This is a genomic window from Methylophaga thalassica (genome assembly GCF_030159795.1).
Lineage (GTDB): Bacteria > Pseudomonadota > Gammaproteobacteria > Nitrosococcales > Methylophagaceae > Methylophaga > Methylophaga thalassica.
In genome coordinates, this window is the sequence record NZ_BSND01000003.1 from 430151 (window position 1) to 446848 (window position 16698).

Genomic DNA, 16698 nt, shown 5'->3' on the forward strand with positions numbered 1-16698 from the left:
TGCTTTTACAGAATTCAAACAATGACAAACAAACGAGATATTTCTAAGCTCCGCAATATAGCCATTATTGCCCACGTTGACCACGGTAAAACAACCTTGGTGGATCAACTTCTTCGTCAGTCTGGCACTTTCGGTGAACACGAAGAATTAACCGAGCGCGTGATGGACTCTAATGATCTGGAACGTGAGCGCGGTATTACTATCCTGTCGAAAAACACGGCGATTCGCTGGAACGACTATCATATCAATATCGTCGATACCCCAGGCCATGCTGACTTCGGTGGTGAAGTGGAACGTGTTCTTTCGATGGTTGACTCAGTATTGCTGCTGGTTGACTCTTCAGAAGGTCCGATGCCACAAACGCGTTTCGTTACACAAAAAGCATTAGCGCTAGGCTTAAAACCGATTGTGGTTATCAACAAAATTGATAAACCTTCTGCTCGTCCGGATTGGGTCTTGGATCAAACCTTTGATTTGTTCGTTAATCTGGATGCCACAGATGCACAGCTCGATTTTGATGTCATTTATGCGTCAGGCTTAAATGGTTTTGCTGGTATGGAAGATACCGTTCGTGGTGGTGATATGACACCACTTTTCGAATTGATCGTGGATAGAGTGAGTCATCCGGATGTGGACGCAGATGGTCCTTTCCGTATGCAGGTGTCGTCACTGGACTATAACAGCTACGTCGGTGTTATCGGTGTTGGCCGTATCGAACGTGGTCGCGTTAAAACCAATACACCTGTCACGGTTGTTGATCGTGAAGGTAAAAAACGTAACGGTCGTGTACAACAGGTCATGGGCTTTTTAGGCCTACAACGTGAAGAAGTTGCTGAAGCGCAAGCGGGCGATATTATTGCCTTTACCGGTCTAGACCCATTAAATATTTCTGACACATTATGTGATCCAAGTGCTGTAGAAGCTTTGCCACCACTTTCTGTTGACGAACCAACAGTGACGATGACCTTCCAGGTCAATAACTCGCCGTTTGCCGGTAAAGACGGTAAGTTTATTACCACTCGTCAAATCAAAGAACGTCTTGATCGTGAATTGATTCATAACGTGGCATTACGTGTGGAACAAGTACCTACTGATCCAGATAAGTTCAAAGTTTCTGGCCGTGGTGAGTTACATCTGTCAGTTCTGATTGAAAACATGCGTCGTGAAGGTTTCGAACTGGGTGTATCACGTCCGGAAGTGATTATCCGCGAAGTCGATGGTGTGAAAGAAGAACCGTTCGAATCTGTAACCATTGATATCGAAGAAGAGCATCAGGGTACAGTGATGGAAAAAATGGGTGAGCGTGGTGCTGACCTGAAAAACATGGTGCCAGATGGTAAAGGCCGTGTTCGCCTTGATTTTATTATTCCTTCACGTGGCTTGATTGGCTTCCGTACCGAGTTCCTGACAGCTACACAGGGTACTGGCTTGATTTACAGTGTCTTTGATCATTATGCTCCAATGAAAGCCGGTAGCTTTGGTAAGCGTATTAATGGTGTGTTGATAGCAAACGGTGTGGGTAAAGCAGTGGCATTTGCTATCTTCAACTTACAAGACCGTGGACGTATGTTTATCGGCCATGGTGACGAAGTCTACGAAGGTATGGTCATCGGTATTCATTCACGTGATAATGACTTGGTTGTTAACCCGCTTAAAGGTAAACAATTAACCAATATGCGTGCATCAGGCTCTGATGAAGCGGTCACTTTAGTACCACCTATCCGAATGAGTCTGGAACAGGCGCTAGAGTTTATTGGCGATGATGAGTTACTTGAAGTCACGCCAAAAGCTATCCGTGTTCGTAAGAAATTCTTGCTGGAGCATGAGCGTAAACGTGCTTCTCGTGGCTAGACGTCACTAAAAATAAAAGAAAAAGGGTATCCTATGTCGATACCCTTTTTTTTGAGGTGAAAAATGCGAATTCTTATTTTAATTGCCATTGGTTTATTGCTTTATATCATCATCACTCATTTGCTGCGCAAGGCAAAAATAGAAGATGAACAAGCCAGAATGGAAAAAATGGTACGTTGTGAACAGTGTGGTTTACATGTCTCTGAGCATGAAGCAATACAACAAAACCACCATTATTTTTGTTCTACGCAACATCTAGAGGCTTTTAACGAGTCGAAATGAGTTCAGTGCCCGATTCTTATAAGTCGTATTATCAGGATCCTGCTACCTGGCGCGCGTTAACCGTTTTTGCCAGCTACCGTTTATTTCTCGCTACCGTTCTCTTCCTGGTTTTTTATTTGAGGCTTCCACCCGAGTTTTTGGGGGAAGCGGATCCTCGCTTATATAGCTTTGTTAGCCTTGCTTATTTTCTGTCTGCATTTGTATTGCTCATTTTAACGTTAAGGCACTGGAGAGAGGTTCAGACGCAGATAAGGCTGCAGGCAGTGATAGATATCATTGCCCTCATCGTTATTATTCATGCCAGTGGCGGTTTGCATACGGGATTAGGCTCACTGATGTTAGTTGTGGTAGTGGCTGGTGGTGCGCTGATGCCAGGTCGCCTGGCTGCCTTTATTGCTGCTCTGGCAACTTTAGCGGTGCTGCTGGAAGTCAGTTATTCACAAATAGCTGGCGATGGGGTGACAAAATACAGTCAGGCTGGGATATTGGGGGCGACCTTTTTTGTGACAGCCTGGCTGGCACAGTGGTTATCCAAAAAATTACAAACATCACAGGTGCTTGCGGAAGAGCGAGCCAGAGATGTAGAAAACCTGGCGGTCTTAAATCAGCACATTATTAGCCAAATGCATACTGGTGTATTGGCTTTAGATAGTCAGGGTAATGTGACGATGCTTAATGCTTCTGCCAGGCAATTATTGGGTATTCCAGATAATAATTCAGGATTTAATTTACGTGAAAACGTCCCTGAGTTGGGAGAGCAGGTGTGGTTATGGCAACAGCATAGTCCAAATGCCTTCCTACCTTTTCAGGCGCGCGCTGACCTGCCAGAAGTTCAATCATCCGCGACTCAGCTTGATAGTGGTGAAATCCTTATTTACATTGAAAATACATCTGCTTTGGCACAACAGGCGCAACAACTTAAATTAGCTTCACTGGGGCGTTTAACCGCAAGCATTGCACACGAAATCCGCAATCCTCTGGGGGCGATCAGTCATGCAGGTGAGCTGCTTGCAGAGCAATATGCCGCAGATCACATGATGACAAAGCTGACTTCAATTATTTTGAAGCACACACAGCGGGTGAATAATATTATTGAGACCATCTTGCAAATGAGTCGTAGAAAAACAGCGGAACCATCGATGCTGGTTTTAAATGTATGGTTGTCGAAGTTTATTCGTGAGTTTTCTGATATAAAACAAGCGGATGAGGAAGATATTTCATTGCAGATAAGTACTTCTGATATCCATATCGCAATGGATCCTGAGCAATTACATCAAGTTATCTGGAATCTGATGGATAATGCCTGGTTTCATGCAAACCAGAAGATAAAACCGTGTATTAAGGTCGTCGTTGAGCAGCAAAATAAACAGGTCTGCCTGGATATTGTAGATAATGGTCCAGGTGTGCCTGAGGATGTGCAGACACATTTATTTGAGCCATTCCATTCAGCCAGACAGGGAGGCACTGGACTGGGCTTGTATCTGGCTCGAGAATTGTGTCAAGCAAACGGAGCGCGTTTGAATTATATTCGCGATGAGTTGAATAAGGGGTTTTTCCGTATAAGCTTTCCAAGCGAATGGCAGGAAATAGTTAAGCAATGAACAGACAAGCGTTAGTCATAGATGATGAACCCGATATCCTTGAACTGTTAACAATGACATTGTCAGGTATGTCGATTGATTGTGTAACGGCCGAGAGTGTTGCCCAAGCCAATCAGGCATTAAAACAACAATCTTTTGATCTTTGTTTTACTGATATGCGATTACCTGATGGTAACGGTTTGGATATTGTCCGCACTATTCAAAAAACTTATCCAAATTGTCCCGTGGCGGTTATCACTGCGCACGGTAATATTGATCTGGCTGTTGAAGCCCTTAAATCAGGCGCCTTCGATTTTGTATCAAAACCACTTAAGCTTAAAGTCTTACGTGATTTAGTGAACTCAGCATTAAATTTATCTCCATTAAAGTCAGATGTAAAAGAGCGACGTTCGAGGGATAAATTACTCGGCGATACCGATGTTATTCGCTCTTTGAGAAATAAAATCAGTAAATTAGCTCGCAGTCAGGCACCTGTTTATATCACGGGGGAGTCTGGTACAGGCAAAGAGCTTGTCGCACGTTTAATTCATGAGTTAGGCAGTCGTTCTGATGAGGCTTTTGTGCCGATTAATTGCGGTGCTATACCGGCAGAATTAGTGGAAAGTGAGTTTTTTGGACATAAAAAAGGCGCTTTTACGGGCGCTGTTGCTGATAAACAGGGTTTATTTCAGGCGGCTAACGGCGGTACGTTGTTTCTGGATGAAGTCGCGGATTTGCCATTAATGATGCAGGTGAAGTTACTAAGAGCGATTCAGGAAAAAGCCATTAGACCTGTTGGTGGCAATGAAGAAATTAGCGTTGACGTTCGAATATTGTCGGCAACCCATAAAAATCTGGCGGAATGTGTAAAACAAGGTAGTTTCCGTGAAGACTTGTTTTACCGTTTGAACGTTATTGAACTTTCAGTGCCACCGCTCAGACAACGTAAAGCGGATATTCCTCTGTTAGTCGAGCATATTCTTGTGCAGCTTGCGGCTAAAAGTGGTGAGCTAAAACCAGTGATTGGTGAGGATGCCATTAGTGCCTTACGTGAATATGCCTTCCCTGGCAATGTACGCGAACTTGAAAATATCCTGGAAAGGGCGATGACATGGTCTGATGGCTCGGTTATTCACGAAGCAGATTTAATGTTGCCTGAAGCACCTCTAAATAGTCTATCAGCGGATGAGTCCGGCTTTAGTCTAACAGCAGATAAAGTTGACCTAGAATCACAACTGGAAGATCAGGAGCGGCAGCTTATTGTTGATGCGCTGGAGTCAACGCGTTGGAATAAGACGGCCGCTGCAAAAAAGCTTGGCATTAGTTTCCGTTCTTTACGCTATAAACTAAAAAAACTGGCATTGGATTAGATTTATTCCTCGTCTTCAACTAAAGCGGTTAGTCCAGATACTTCGTTATTATTAATAAATAATTTTTTATCCTTGGCAGTTAATTTTAAACTTAATTGGCAAATAAGCGTGCCTGAGTCGAGCATGGCTGCCCGTACGACATGGCCGGCCACTTCACCTGATTCATCAGCTACTTCAAGGTTCGGCTCAGGTATGTCTACCGTTTTCAACTGAGCAAGGAATAAACGACGACTCGGTTTGCCAAGATAATGCAGCCTGGCGACCACTTCCTGTCCTGGATAGCAGCCTTTTTTGAAACTAACGCCACCCACGATATCGAGATTTAACTGCTGTGGTGTGAACTGCTCTTTGCTTTGCAAATAAACCATGGGCAATCCGGCCTCTATATCCGCACTGGCCCAGAGATTTTCTGCACCAACCTGGCTTTCTTCCTTGATAGTTGTTTCGCCAGCGCTAATAACTAAATAACGATGTAGATGACCTGGCAGATAAATCGTTAATTCGCGATTCAGTGAAACACCTGACCAGAAATCTGTCGCCTGATTGGTCAACGGCGCTTGGCTAAGATACCCCATGACCTTGAGTTCAGGGCTAACAGTAATATCGACTTTGCTTCGTAGTTTGAACATATTTAAACGTTGAGTAATGCTTTCAGCTAAATCTGCAGCAAGCACTAATAAAAAGTCCTGTTCTCGTTTGATGACATAAAACAGACTTAATAAACGTCCTTTAGGGTTACAAAAACCACTTAGCTGAGCAGTATTAGCCTTCAAGGTGCGGATATCATTAGTGAGTAAGTTTTGTAAAAAACTTTCTGCTTCCTCGCCTGCAACCTCAATCACGCTGAAACTGGGCAGAGCGATAGCCACAGGGGAGGTCGTGTCATTTATCTCATTAAGATAGTTTACTGTAGGGGGGCTTTGTAAAAGCGTTTGAACATTCATAGTTGTATTGCGATTTATTATTAACAGGTTTTATTCTAACTGTATAAGCGGTGCTAAAACAGGGATGAAAACAAAGGACATTCAAGAATGAAAGTCACGATCACTAAGTCACGTGGTTTATTTGTGTATATGGTTTCGCTGCATATCTTAGCTATCATTTTGTTGTTATGGAGCATGGACAACAATAGGCTGCTGGTACTGTTCTTGACTGTTTTGGTTTGTGCAGGATTTATACAGTGGTATCGCCGATATACTGCCAGTGATGCCAAGAATTCATTAATAGAAGTCAGTATGAATCGGGAAAAAAATTGGTTCTTAAGAGACGAAACAGGGGCTGTATCCGGCCCTTTTAAATTGAAATCAAGCATCCAATTCCCGTATGTCATGTTCATCTATTTCAGAACACGACATTGGTGGCAAAGTCACAGTTTAATGATCCCGATAGATGCCGTTGATAAACAAGACTGGCGAAGGCTCAGGGCACAGCTTCGTGATCCTGATGTTTGGGCAGAATGATCGTTTCAGTGGCTGGCTGACTATTATCTGTTTCAGGATAATCCAGAATATAGTGCAGTCCGCGACTTTCTTTCCGTCTTAATGCAGATTCAATAATCAGTTCGGCCACATCCGCCAGATTTCGTAACTCAAGCAAGTCAGCACTAATATGATGTTTGCTGTAATAGTCACGAATTTCAGCCTGGAGTACTTGCAACCGTTGTCGGGCTCGGAGCAGACGATCTGTTTTCCGAACGATACCGACATAGTTCCACATAACACGCCGTAACTCATCCCAGTTGTGACTGATTGCTACGGCTTCTTTGGCAGGATAAACCTGGCTGGCATCCCACTGCGGGACTATTGCCGAAGTCGTTAGTGGTAATTGTTTTTTGATATCGTCCGCTGCTGATTTGGCAAACACCAGACATTCCAATAATGAATTACTGGCCATGCGGTTGGCGCCGTGCAGTCCAGTATGGGCTGTCTCACCAATGGCATACAAACCTGGTACATCGGTTTTACCATTTAAATCAGTCATGATGCCACCACAGGTATAGTGCGCTGCAGGAACGACAGGGATAGCTTGTTTGGTGATATCAATACCAAACTGTAAACAGCGTCGATAAATGGTGGGGAAGTGTTCTTTTATAAACGCCGCGGGTTTGTGTGAAATATCAAGATAGACACAGTCATGTCCGGTACGTTTCATTTCATGGTCAATCGCGCGCGCGACGACATCTCTTGGTGCTAATTCAGCCTGGGGATGAAAACGTTCCATAAAACGTTCACCATTGGCTAACACCAGTTTGGCCCCTTCTCCGCGCAGTGCTTCACTGATTAGAAATGATTTCGCCTGTGGGTGAAACAGGCAAGTGGGATGGAATTGAATAAATTCCATATTCGCAATGCGACAACCTGCGCGCCATCCCATGGCAATACCATCACCTGTCGATACGTCTGGATTACTGGTGTAAAGATAGACTTTTCCTGCACCACCAGTGGCCAGAACTGTTATGGGGGCTAACAGTGTTTTGGCTTCATCTTTTTTGATATCGAGTACATAACAACCCAGGATACGGTTTTCTTTTTCACCTAGCTGTTTGCTACTGCTGATGAGGTCAATACCAATATGATAGGGAAGTAGTTCTATATTTGGGTGTGCTTTGGCTTTATCGAGCAACGTAGTTTCTACTTCTCTACCTGTGGCATCTGCAGAGTGAATAATTCGTCGGTGACTGTGACCGCCTTCTTGCGTTAAATGATAGGTTTCTGATGTTATTCCGTCCCGCGTAAATGTCACACCCTGTTTGATTAACCATTCAATATTTTCCCGGGCGTGTTCGACGGTAAATCGAACAGCTTTTTCGCTACATAATCCCGCACCGGCCCTGAGAGTATCGTCGATATGGGACTGAATGGAGTCTGTTTTATCAAGGACTACGGAGATGCCTCCCTGAGCGTATAAAGATGCGCCTTCTTCAAGTTGACCCTTGGAAATTACAGCGACTTTGACATCATCGGCCATGTGTAAAGCGAGAGTGAGTCCGGCGGTGCCACTGCCAATAATTAAAATATCGTAATGATGCGTTGTGGTCATAAGGCTCTATACAGGTACAATAGGAATGTTTATTTTGCACTTAATGTGGAACAAAGTTAAATCGACATGGTCAATCAAGCTAAATTTAAAGAAGTGATAGACGTGTCGACTCAAGCCGGATGATAGGATGAATGTGGATCAAGAGCTAGTACGGCGCGTACAAGCAGGTGATAAAAAGGCGTTTGATTTGCTGATTATGAAATATCAGCAAAGAATCATTCACGTCATTACAGGGTTTGTTCATGATCCTGTTGAAGCGATGGATGTAGCGCAAGAAGCGTTTATTAAAGCCTATCGCGCTTTGCCAGGCTTTAGGGGTGATAGTGCTTTCTATACATGGCTGTATCGTATTGCGATTAATACATCAAAAAACTATCTGACAGCGGCGTCCAGAAGACCACCTGTCAGTGATGTTGATGCTATGGATGCAACAATTTATTACGATGCGCCGGAATTGAAGGAATTTGAGACACCTGAAAGTAGTCTAATGAGCGACGACTTACAGCAGGCAATTCATGACGCTATTCAGGAATTGCCAGAAGATACGGCAACGGCAATCAAACTGCGGGAGTTTGAAGGTCTGAGCTATGAGGAAATTGCACAGGCAATGGATTGTCCAATTGGGACCGTCAGGTCGCGTATATTTCGCGCCAGAGAGGCAATAGATAAACAGGTCAAAGCAGTTATGGGTGGAGAGGAACTATGACAATCAAGCAACAAGAATTATTGTCAGCGTTTGTTGATGGCGAACTTAATGAGCAAGAGCTTGATGAGTTACTGGCATTGATGAAATCAGACGACAGTGCCAAACAAGATTATATGAGATATCAATTCTCAAGTGATTTATTACATGGTTATGTGACCGAACATAAACAAATTGATTTAACTGACAGAATACAGCAGGCCTTATCTAACGAGCCGGGTTTAGATGTTAAACCAACAGAAGACAGACACACAGCAAAAGTGTTTGCATTACCTGACTGGTTCTGGAAGCAAACGGCTGGTTTAGCTGCTGCTGCTTCTATTGGCGCACTGGCTGTAGTCGGCTTGATGTCACAACCACAGACGGTTATGCCAACGACGAATATGGCGCAATCTGAACCTATGCAGCAGCAAACTACGGTTGCTGATTCAAACCGCTGGACAGTGGGTGAGTCAGAAGTTGAAGATCGTCTGAATGATTATTTAGTTGATCATAACGAATATGCCGGTGCTTCAGGTTTATTCTCTTACGCCAGAGTTGTTTCATACGGTGAGGAGTAGTCGCTAATGCGTTTTTTGCTCCACCTGTTAGTCGTCACATTTGTATCATTCTCAGCAACTGCACATGCTGATGATCCTGAAGCAATGCAAATTCTTGAGAAAATGACTTCAGCGGCAAAAACATTAACCTATGAAGGCGTGTTTAATTATCAGTCTGGTAGAAATTTACAGTCGATACGCATTTTTCATCGCGCAGATGAGAATGGTGAACTGGAAAGAATGATTTCTCTAAATGGTGCTGCCAGGGAAGTCATTCGCAATAATGATATGGTGACCTGTATTAACCCTGATGGTAAGCAGGTCAATATTAGCCGACGTCCCTTAGGAAGAGGGTTCCCAAGTGACTTGCCTCGTCGATTCAGCTCAGCTGCACCTTATTATGAAGTTGAAATGGGTGGTAAAAGTCGTATCGCCGGCAAAGAAGCTTATCAATTACTGATTACGCCTATCGATAATTATCGCTATGGCTATCACTTGTGGGTCGATGCTGAGACATACCTTCTTTTAAAGTCTGAACTTATCGGTCAGGATGGCGATGTATTGGAAACATTTTCATTTTCATCGGTGAGTACAGGCGAGCCGATTCCTGACTACAAGTTTAAATCGTTGCTGGCTGACGATGATATGGTCTGGCACAAAACAGAACCAGAGAATCCCATTGATATAGATAAACATAGTCATGAATTCGAATGGCAAGTTAATTGGTTGCCAGATGGCTTTGCATTAGTTGCATTACAAACTCGCTTGAGAGCCAATAACGGTGCCGATGTCGAGCAGAGAGTCTATAGCGATGGTCTAAGCTCTGTATCTGTGTTTATTGAAAAAATCCGGGCCAAACATAACCATTTGCATGGTGCTTCTCATGTGGGTGGAATCAATGCTTTCGGTACGATTATGAATGCTCACTTTGTGACAGTGGTTGGCGAAGTACCAGCAGTCACCGTTGAGAAAATTGGCAGTGCAATCGCTTTCACGCCGGTTGATCAGGAATGATTGAGCAGAAAGCGACAGTTATCAGTCGTCACGACCATTTAGTCTGGGTCGAAGCTGAAAGACAGTCCACTTGTGGTCAATGTGCGGCTCGTAAAGGCTGTGGCACTGGCTTGCTTGCAAAACATGTAGGAAAAAAATTCTCACGCATCGCTGTAAAAGATGAAGGCACACTGGAAGTTGGACAGGAAGTCACCGTGTCTATTCCTGAAGAAGCATTACTTTCAGGTGCTTTTCTTATGTACATGCTGCCGCTTATTTTACTTTTTTTTACATCAATTATCGTGCGTTTAGCTGGTGGTGGGGAACTGCTACAAATTGTGTCTGGTCTATTAGGTCTGATTACCGGTTTTGTGTGGGTCAAACATCGTATGAGTCATCATGATGCTGGTATCAATGTCAAACCAAATGAGGACTTCAAATGAGAGTAAACAAAAATTGGGCGGCTTTAACAATGCTGTTTGCTTGGCTAATGCTGAGTTTTAGTGTCCAAGCCCGTTCATTACCTGATTTTACTGAACTCGTCGCCGATAATGGTGATGCTGTTGTCAATATCCGAACTCACAATAAAACGGAAGAAACACCAACATCGATGTTGCCTCGTGGCCTGGATTTGCCGGAAGGTTCGGGAATTGATGATTTTTTTAAAAAGTTTTTTGAGGGTCAAGGTGGTGGCGCTCCTATTCCCCGTGAAAGTGAGTCTTTAGGCTCAGGTTTTGTTATCTCATCCGATGGTTACATTCTGACTAATCACCATGTGATTAAAGATGCTGATGAAATTATCGTTCGTTTCAGTGATCGTACTGAGTTAGAAGCTAAAGTATTGGGTAGTGACGAACGCAGTGATGTCGCGCTATTGAAAGTGGATGCGAAGAACCTGAAAACAGTCAAACTTGGGGATTCAGACAATCTCAAAGTAGGTGAATGGGTATTAGCCATTGGTTCACCTTTTGGCTTTGATTACTCTGCTACTGCTGGCATTATCAGTGCGCTGGGCAGAAGTTTGCCAAGCGACAGTTATGTGCCGTTCATTCAAACAGATGTCGCGATCAATCCGGGTAACTCAGGTGGCCCATTGTTTAATCTTGATGGTGAAGTTATTGGCATAAATTCACAGATTTACAGCCGTACAGGTGGATTTATGGGCGTATCGTTTGCAATCCCAATTGATACTGTCATGAACGTCGTAGAACAAATTAAATCACAGGGTTATGTCAGTCGTGGCTGGTTAGGTGTAGTTATTCAAGATGTGACGCGTGAACTAGCCGAGTCATTTGGTTTATCAAAACCAAGTGGTGCGCTGATTTCTCGTGTTGTTGATGACAGCCCGGCAGTTCGTGCAGGATTTAAAACGGGTGATGTTATTTTGAAATTTGATGGTAAAGAAGTGGAAACATCTTCTGATTTACCTCCTATCGTAGGTAGAACAAAAGTAGGCAAAGAAGTTGATGTTGAAGTCATGCGGAATAACAAGCATACAACGCTTAAAGTGACGATTGAAGAGTTACCAAAAGATGAGGCATTGACAAGCAACAGCACTAAACCTGGCCGATTTGTTGATGACCGTTTATCAATGGAAGTGGCGGATATCACTCCAGAACAGCGTAAGCAGTTCGAAGTTGAAAAAGGTGGTGTTATGGTCATGAAAGTTGAGCAAGGTCCAGCCATTAAGGCGGGTATCAGACCTGGAGATATTATTCTGAGCCTTAACAATACTGAGATTGAAGATCCTCATCAGTTTATTGAGGTGGCGAAAAAGCTTCCTGCCAATAAACCTATCCCTGTATTAGTACAGCGTGGAGGCTCTGCTCAATTTCTGGCGATAGAAATTAAAGAGTAACATTCTCACATAACTGAAGTTAAAAAGAGCCGTTGATGAAAATCAACGGCTCTTTTTTTATCAGGATATTTGATTTTTATATATTGTTATCTGGTAATATTATAAATGCGAATCATTAGTATTTATAATATGTGCAAGGATGAACAAACTCACCATGTCAGCAAAAGTCCTTATTGTTGAAGATGACCCCACCTTAAACAAGCAACTAAATCAATTACTTGAAAATGCTGGCTTTTCTACTATTACTGCATACGATGGTAATGAGGGGCTGACAAAGGCAATTAGCCTTCCATTGGATTTGATTTTATTGGATGTCTCACTGCCTGAAAAAGACGGCTACAGCGTTTTAAGAACATTGAGGCAAACCCGTGTTACGCCTGTCATTATGCTAACCGCACATGGTGCAGAAGAAGAACGTATTCTGGGATTAAAAAGTGGCGCAGATGATTATTTATCTAAGCCTTTTAATTTCACCGAATTATTATTAAGAATAGAAGCGATTCTGAGACGATCATTGCCGCAGACCAGTCCTGATGATGAGCAGAAACAGCTAACACGGCATGGTATTAAGCTAGATAAATCTAAACAGACGGTGTTTTTTGCTGACCAGCCTATTCCGTTCACGCCCATCCAGTTCAAGCTGCTTTGGACCTTGATGCAGAACCCAAACCAGACACTCAGTAAGCCCCAACTTTATCGCTTAGTGTTAGAAAAAGAATTCAGTCGTTATGACAGAAGTCTGGATATGCATATGAGTCGTGTCAGACGTAAATTAGTCATGGCGGGGCTGCCTGCAGATCACCTGCAAACCGTTCACGGGACAGGATATATTTTATTATGAAGCGTCGTTTGCTATGGAAGTTAGTGGCGACCATAGTTATCGGAACCGTATTACTGTTTTGGCTGATACACCTATTGATGTTACACACAGAACAGCATATGAGTTTTATTGCTGAACGTGATCAGGGCTTATTAAAAGAGTATGCAAAAAAAGCTGAGAAGTATTACTTGGCGGATGATATCCAGTCATTAGACCAGTGGATAAAACAGATCGAAGAAAAAGAACATACCTGGGCTGCGGTGGTGACTTCCCAGGTTACTCCAATAGGTAATAGTTATTTATCAGAAGCGTTTCAGGAAAGCTTTGGTCTCGGGCGAGATATTAGCTGGAAAATACATTTGTACTTCAAAGAAAATCCCATTATGGATTTGCCTATTGCAAATGGAAGAGCACATTTTTTAATTACCCTACCGGATCGGATGCGTCCCGGTGCCTATTGGTTTCAGACCAGTTTATTATTACAAATCGCACTGCCTTTATTGCTGATGACATTAATTAGCGTGATTATCTATCGCCATGTTATGTCACCATTGAGTCAGTTAGAAAAAGCCACCAGACAATTTAGTGATGGCAATTTTAGTGTTCGTGTTGGAAAAAGCCTGGCAAAACGTCAAGATGAAATCACGGCCTTAGGCGAAACATTTGATGGTATGGCTGAGCGTATTGGTCAACTGATTCAGACACAGCGCCATCTTATTTCTGATTTATCACATGAGTTGAGAACGCCATTAGCACGGGTTGAGTTAGCCTTGAGTTGGGCTGAAAACCAAAATCTCGATCCACAACTGATAGAACGAATTCGTTATGAATGTCTGCAAATGCGTGCCATGGTTGAAGATACTCTCACTCTGGCATGGCTTGATAATGAACGACCGGATTTACGTCAGGAAACGCTCGACTTAATCGATTTGATAGACAGCATTCTCGATGATGCACGATTTGAGTTTCCTGATCGGCAACTCATTATCACCATGCCTGAACAGGCAATTATTGAAAATAGCAGTGCCCGGGCAGTAGGGCATGCCTTTGAAAACATCCTCAGAAATGCTCTAAGCCATACTCCGAAACAAGAGCCCGTTAAGATTAACGTGAAAACAGTTATGCAGAGCTACCTGGTCGAAGTTGATGATGTTGGACCGGGTGTAGCAGAGCAATACTTAAGTGATATTTTCAAACCGTTTTTTAGGTTAGCTCAGGCGAGTCGAGAGAATCATCGAGGATTTGGGGTGGGATTAAGCCTGGCCAAACGTCATATTGAAGTGTGTGGTGGTCAGCTAGTGGCAGAAAATTTAGTCAACGGTGGTTTAAGAATGACTATCACCCTACCAACAAGATAGTAGCGGAATGTAACAATTGTAAATTTCATATTCATTACCTTCATCAATCATTAGAATGCGATTACGTGTTATTTGATAATGATTATTATTTAGGGGTGGATGTGAGAATTTATTTAAATAAAATAAGTCAACCAACGATGCTAACACTCGCTGTTTTAGCAGGTTTATCAACACAACCTGTATCAGCAGAAACACTTGAGTTAGACACATTGAATGTAGTCAGTAATACCGTGACACCAGAAACGAACAGTGTTAATGCAGAGCAAATTGAAAAGCTACAGCCAAATGATCTTGAAGATCTTTTTAGTCAGTCTCCCGAGGTTAGTATCGGGGGGGGAACTGATTTAGCTCAGAAGCTATACGTCAGGGGAATTGAAGATCAACTGCTAAATATCAGTATCGATGGCGCAGTTCAGGCGACAAGACTTTATCATCACGCTGGGAGAATCAGTGTGGAGCCAGAGTTACTAAAAAGAGTAGAAGTGAATGCTGGGGCAGGTAATGCTCTGTCTGGTGCCGGTGCCTTAGGTGGTTCTGTCAAATTTGTCACCAAAGATCCAGAAGATATGCTGAAACCGGGTGAAAAACTTGGTGGATTAGTAAAAGGCATGTTTTCCAGCAATACAGATAGCTTTAAGACCAATACAAGTCTTTTCGGACGATTAAATGACGACTGGAGTGCAATGGTCTCAGCGACTAGCTATAACCCAAGCGAGTATGAAGATGGGAATGGTGATGAAATTGAGGGCACAAAGTTTGATCAAGACTTTCTGTTTGCCAAAGTTGTAGGGCAATTAACTGATAGTCAAAAAGTACGGTTGAGTTATCAAAAAAGGACGGATGAGGGGGATAGAGCGAACCGACCTCAATGGATTGTCAGTAGCTTTAATCGTATTCAGCCATATGATCTGGAAAGAGAAACGGTCACTTTTAATTATGAACTTAATCCACTAGATAATCAGTATATTGACTTAGGCTTAACACTATACAATATCAAATCAGAGCTTGATAGAAGTGGTGCTGACGCTGAAGATCCCTTTATTGGAGCAGGTGAGAGTAAAGGTTTCGATTTGAGAAATAGCTCACTGATAGGCATGCATAAAGTCACCTATGGTATGGACTATCGTCGAGATGAAACCTATGCTGGACCACCTTCAGATAAGCAAAGATATGAAGAAAATGCCACAGTAAAGGGGCTATACATTCAAGACGATATTCAGCTTACAGAAGACTTGCTCTTAAGCGCTGGTTTGCGTTATGACAAATACAAGCTTGAGGATAGAAATGATGTTGAGTTCGATGAGAGTGAAGTAAGTCCTAATATAGGATTAAATTATCATTTCACCGATAATTGGAGTGCATTTGCTTCTTATGCAGAAGCGTTTAAAGGCCCGCTTTCACCTGATGCATATAAATTATATTCAGGCTCAAATGATCCTAATTTAAAACCAGAAGATGCGAGTAATATTGAGTTTGGTCTGGAATATGGGTCCGAATCTTGGTTCGGTTCTGCAAAAATATATCGTTCAAAAATTGATGATCTCATCGCTGATGAGCTTTTCGGTCCCGTTTATTACACTAACGTCGGTGATTTGGAGTCGGATGGGTACATTGTTGAAATAGGACACCGCTGGGATAAAGTTATGGCTCGAGTGAGTTACCATCATAACAATGCTGAAATTGATGGTAAGGATGCTAGCCAGTACGGTAATAATGGGGCTGCCACCAGTATTGGTGATTTATTCCTTGCTCAAGTCGACTATGAGCTATCATCTGAATTGAGTTTGGGCTGGAATGCCAAGTTTGTTAAGGGAGATAGCGTTGATGCTGTTGCTCCCGGTATTGCTGAAGGCACAAAAATTGACAAACCTGGTTATGGCGTACATGACCTCTATGCACAATGGCATCCATCATCTTACAGAGACATTGAGGTTACGCTGACAGTAAGAAATATATTCGACAAATATTATCTTGATCATGCCACTAATGCTTCGTGGGAGAGTGTGCCTGATTATGAAGGCATTAAAGGTCTTCCTGAACCGGGCCGTGATGTCCGCTTGAGCGTCGCATGGCAATTTTAATTTCCCCAAGTGTCTGAATACTCTCTCAGACTTTTTATTGAGCCAGATAATTATATCTGGCTTATTTTTTGTGCTGGATAATACCTCTATTCAAAGACTGTATATTTGCTTCATGGTTGTCAGAGTAAGTAACAAGAATGTTATCGATAAATGCCAATATAAAAATCATTGATAACAGAAGGGCTATACGACTGTTCTTTAATAGGTTGTTATGAAGTGCCAGA

15 protein-coding genes are annotated in these 16698 nt (G+C 42.8%); 13 read left to right on the forward strand and 2 right to left on the reverse strand.

From position 1 onward, the window contains the following. Window positions 1-21: 21 nt before the first annotated feature. The 4 genes from typA to QQL60_RS02245 all read left to right on the forward strand — a co-directional run bounded on the left by typA (window position 22) and on the right by QQL60_RS02245 (window position 5083). Window positions 22-1851 carry a translational GTPase TypA gene (typA, locus tag QQL60_RS02230; protein ID WP_007145708.1) on the forward strand — a complete coding sequence of 610 codons (1830 nt, stop codon included), beginning with the start codon at window positions 22-24 and terminating at the stop codon, window positions 1849-1851. A 63-nt stretch (window positions 1852-1914) separates the two neighbouring features. After that, window positions 1915-2133: a PP0621 family protein gene (locus tag QQL60_RS02235; protein WP_007145707.1), complete on the forward strand. Its 219-nt coding sequence runs from the start codon at window positions 1915-1917 to the stop codon at window positions 2131-2133. Further along, the gene (locus QQL60_RS02240; RefSeq protein WP_007145706.1) at window positions 2130-3734 is read left to right on the forward strand and encodes a sensor histidine kinase; all 1605 of its coding nucleotides are present in this window, start codon (window positions 2130-2132) and stop codon (window positions 3732-3734) included. The genes QQL60_RS02235 and QQL60_RS02240 overlap by 4 nt, the downstream gene beginning before the upstream one ends. Next, a complete protein-coding gene (locus QQL60_RS02245) occupies window positions 3731-5083 on the forward strand; it encodes a sigma-54-dependent transcriptional regulator (RefSeq protein WP_284722268.1) in 1353 nt (450 codons plus the stop codon). Before QQL60_RS02240 ends, QQL60_RS02245 begins: the two co-directional genes overlap by 4 nt. Before the next feature lie 2 nt (window positions 5084-5085). Here QQL60_RS02245 and ygfZ read toward each other — a convergent pair whose 3' ends face one another. Then, the gene (gene ygfZ, locus QQL60_RS02250; RefSeq protein WP_284722269.1) at window positions 5086-6027 is read right to left on the reverse strand and encodes a CAF17-like 4Fe-4S cluster assembly/insertion protein YgfZ; all 942 of its coding nucleotides are present in this window, start codon (window positions 6025-6027) and stop codon (window positions 5086-5088) included. Window positions 6028-6114: 87 nt separating this feature from the next. Between ygfZ and QQL60_RS02255 the strand changes: the two genes are divergently transcribed. Then, window positions 6115-6543, forward strand: a complete 429-nt coding sequence (locus tag QQL60_RS02255) for a protein YgfX (RefSeq protein WP_284451724.1) — start codon at window positions 6115-6117, stop codon at window positions 6541-6543. Here the strand turns inward: QQL60_RS02255 and nadB are convergent. Next, a complete protein-coding gene (gene nadB, locus QQL60_RS02260; RefSeq protein WP_007145702.1) occupies window positions 6503-8122 on the reverse strand; it encodes an L-aspartate oxidase in 1620 nt (539 codons plus the stop codon). The genes QQL60_RS02255 and nadB overlap by 41 nt on opposite strands. A gap of 127 nt (window positions 8123-8249) precedes the next feature. Between nadB and rpoE the strand changes: the two genes are divergently transcribed. From rpoE to QQL60_RS02300, 8 genes are all read left to right on the forward strand, one after another. Then, window positions 8250-8828, forward strand: a complete 579-nt coding sequence (rpoE, locus tag QQL60_RS02265; protein WP_007145701.1) for an RNA polymerase sigma factor RpoE — start codon at window positions 8250-8252, stop codon at window positions 8826-8828. After that, window positions 8825-9385 (forward strand): sigma-E factor negative regulatory protein, encoded by a 561-nt coding sequence (locus QQL60_RS02270; RefSeq protein WP_273182181.1) that lies wholly within the window; start codon window positions 8825-8827, stop codon window positions 9383-9385. The genes rpoE and QQL60_RS02270 overlap by 4 nt, the downstream gene beginning before the upstream one ends. A 6-nt stretch (window positions 9386-9391) precedes the next feature. Continuing rightward, window positions 9392-10378 carry a MucB/RseB C-terminal domain-containing protein gene (locus QQL60_RS02275; RefSeq protein ID WP_007145698.1) on the forward strand — a complete coding sequence of 329 codons (987 nt, stop codon included), beginning with the start codon at window positions 9392-9394 and terminating at the stop codon, window positions 10376-10378. Further along, window positions 10375-10800: a SoxR reducing system RseC family protein gene (locus QQL60_RS02280; RefSeq protein ID WP_007145697.1), complete on the forward strand. Its 426-nt coding sequence runs from the start codon at window positions 10375-10377 to the stop codon at window positions 10798-10800. Before QQL60_RS02275 ends, QQL60_RS02280 begins: the two co-directional genes overlap by 4 nt. Then, window positions 10797-12215: a DegQ family serine endoprotease gene (locus QQL60_RS02285; protein WP_284722270.1), complete on the forward strand. Its 1419-nt coding sequence runs from the start codon at window positions 10797-10799 to the stop codon at window positions 12213-12215. Before QQL60_RS02280 ends, QQL60_RS02285 begins: the two co-directional genes overlap by 4 nt. A 139-nt stretch (window positions 12216-12354) precedes the next feature. Then, window positions 12355-13056, forward strand: a complete 702-nt coding sequence (locus QQL60_RS02290) for a response regulator transcription factor (protein ID WP_007145695.1) — start codon at window positions 12355-12357, stop codon at window positions 13054-13056. Continuing rightward, window positions 13053-14393 carry a HAMP domain-containing sensor histidine kinase gene (locus tag QQL60_RS02295; RefSeq protein ID WP_284722271.1) on the forward strand — a complete coding sequence of 447 codons (1341 nt, stop codon included), beginning with the start codon at window positions 13053-13055 and terminating at the stop codon, window positions 14391-14393. The genes QQL60_RS02290 and QQL60_RS02295 overlap by 4 nt, the downstream gene beginning before the upstream one ends. A gap of 101 nt (window positions 14394-14494) precedes the next feature. Continuing rightward, a complete protein-coding gene (locus QQL60_RS02300; RefSeq protein ID WP_284722272.1) occupies window positions 14495-16474 on the forward strand; it encodes a TonB-dependent receptor domain-containing protein in 1980 nt (659 codons plus the stop codon). Window positions 16475-16698 lie beyond the last annotated feature (224 nt).

Excerpts from the sequence above, each read along its gene's own strand:
- QQL60_RS02275 (WP_007145698.1), top strand. The coding sequence starts at position 9,392 with ATGCGTTTTTTGCTCCACCTGTTAGTCGTCACATTTGTATCATTCTCA.
- QQL60_RS02255 (WP_284451724.1), top strand. The coding sequence starts at position 6,115 with ATGAAAGTCACGATCACTAAGTCACGTGGTTTATTTGTGTATATGGTT.
- QQL60_RS02270 (WP_273182181.1), top strand. The coding sequence starts at position 8,825 with ATGACAATCAAGCAACAAGAATTATTGTCAGCGTTTGTTGATGGCGAA.
- QQL60_RS02245 (WP_284722268.1), top strand. The coding sequence starts at position 3,731 with ATGAACAGACAAGCGTTAGTCATAGATGATGAACCCGATATCCTTGAA.
- typA (WP_007145708.1), top strand. The coding sequence starts at position 22 with ATGACAAACAAACGAGATATTTCTAAGCTCCGCAATATAGCCATTATT.
- QQL60_RS02280 (WP_007145697.1), top strand. The coding sequence starts at position 10,375 with ATGATTGAGCAGAAAGCGACAGTTATCAGTCGTCACGACCATTTAGTC.
- QQL60_RS02235 (WP_007145707.1), top strand. The coding sequence starts at position 1,915 with ATGCGAATTCTTATTTTAATTGCCATTGGTTTATTGCTTTATATCATC.
- QQL60_RS02290 (WP_007145695.1), top strand. The coding sequence starts at position 12,355 with ATGAACAAACTCACCATGTCAGCAAAAGTCCTTATTGTTGAAGATGAC.
- rpoE (WP_007145701.1), top strand. The coding sequence starts at position 8,250 with ATGAATGTGGATCAAGAGCTAGTACGGCGCGTACAAGCAGGTGATAAA.
- ygfZ (WP_284722269.1), bottom strand. The coding sequence starts at position 6,027 with ATGAATGTTCAAACGCTTTTACAAAGCCCCCCTACAGTAAACTATCTT.
- nadB (WP_007145702.1), bottom strand. The coding sequence starts at position 8,122 with ATGACCACAACGCATCATTACGATATTTTAATTATTGGCAGTGGCACC.
- QQL60_RS02240 (WP_007145706.1), top strand. The coding sequence starts at position 2,130 with ATGAGTTCAGTGCCCGATTCTTATAAGTCGTATTATCAGGATCCTGCT.
- QQL60_RS02285 (WP_284722270.1), top strand. The coding sequence starts at position 10,797 with ATGAGAGTAAACAAAAATTGGGCGGCTTTAACAATGCTGTTTGCTTGG.
- QQL60_RS02295 (WP_284722271.1), top strand. The coding sequence starts at position 13,053 with ATGAAGCGTCGTTTGCTATGGAAGTTAGTGGCGACCATAGTTATCGGA.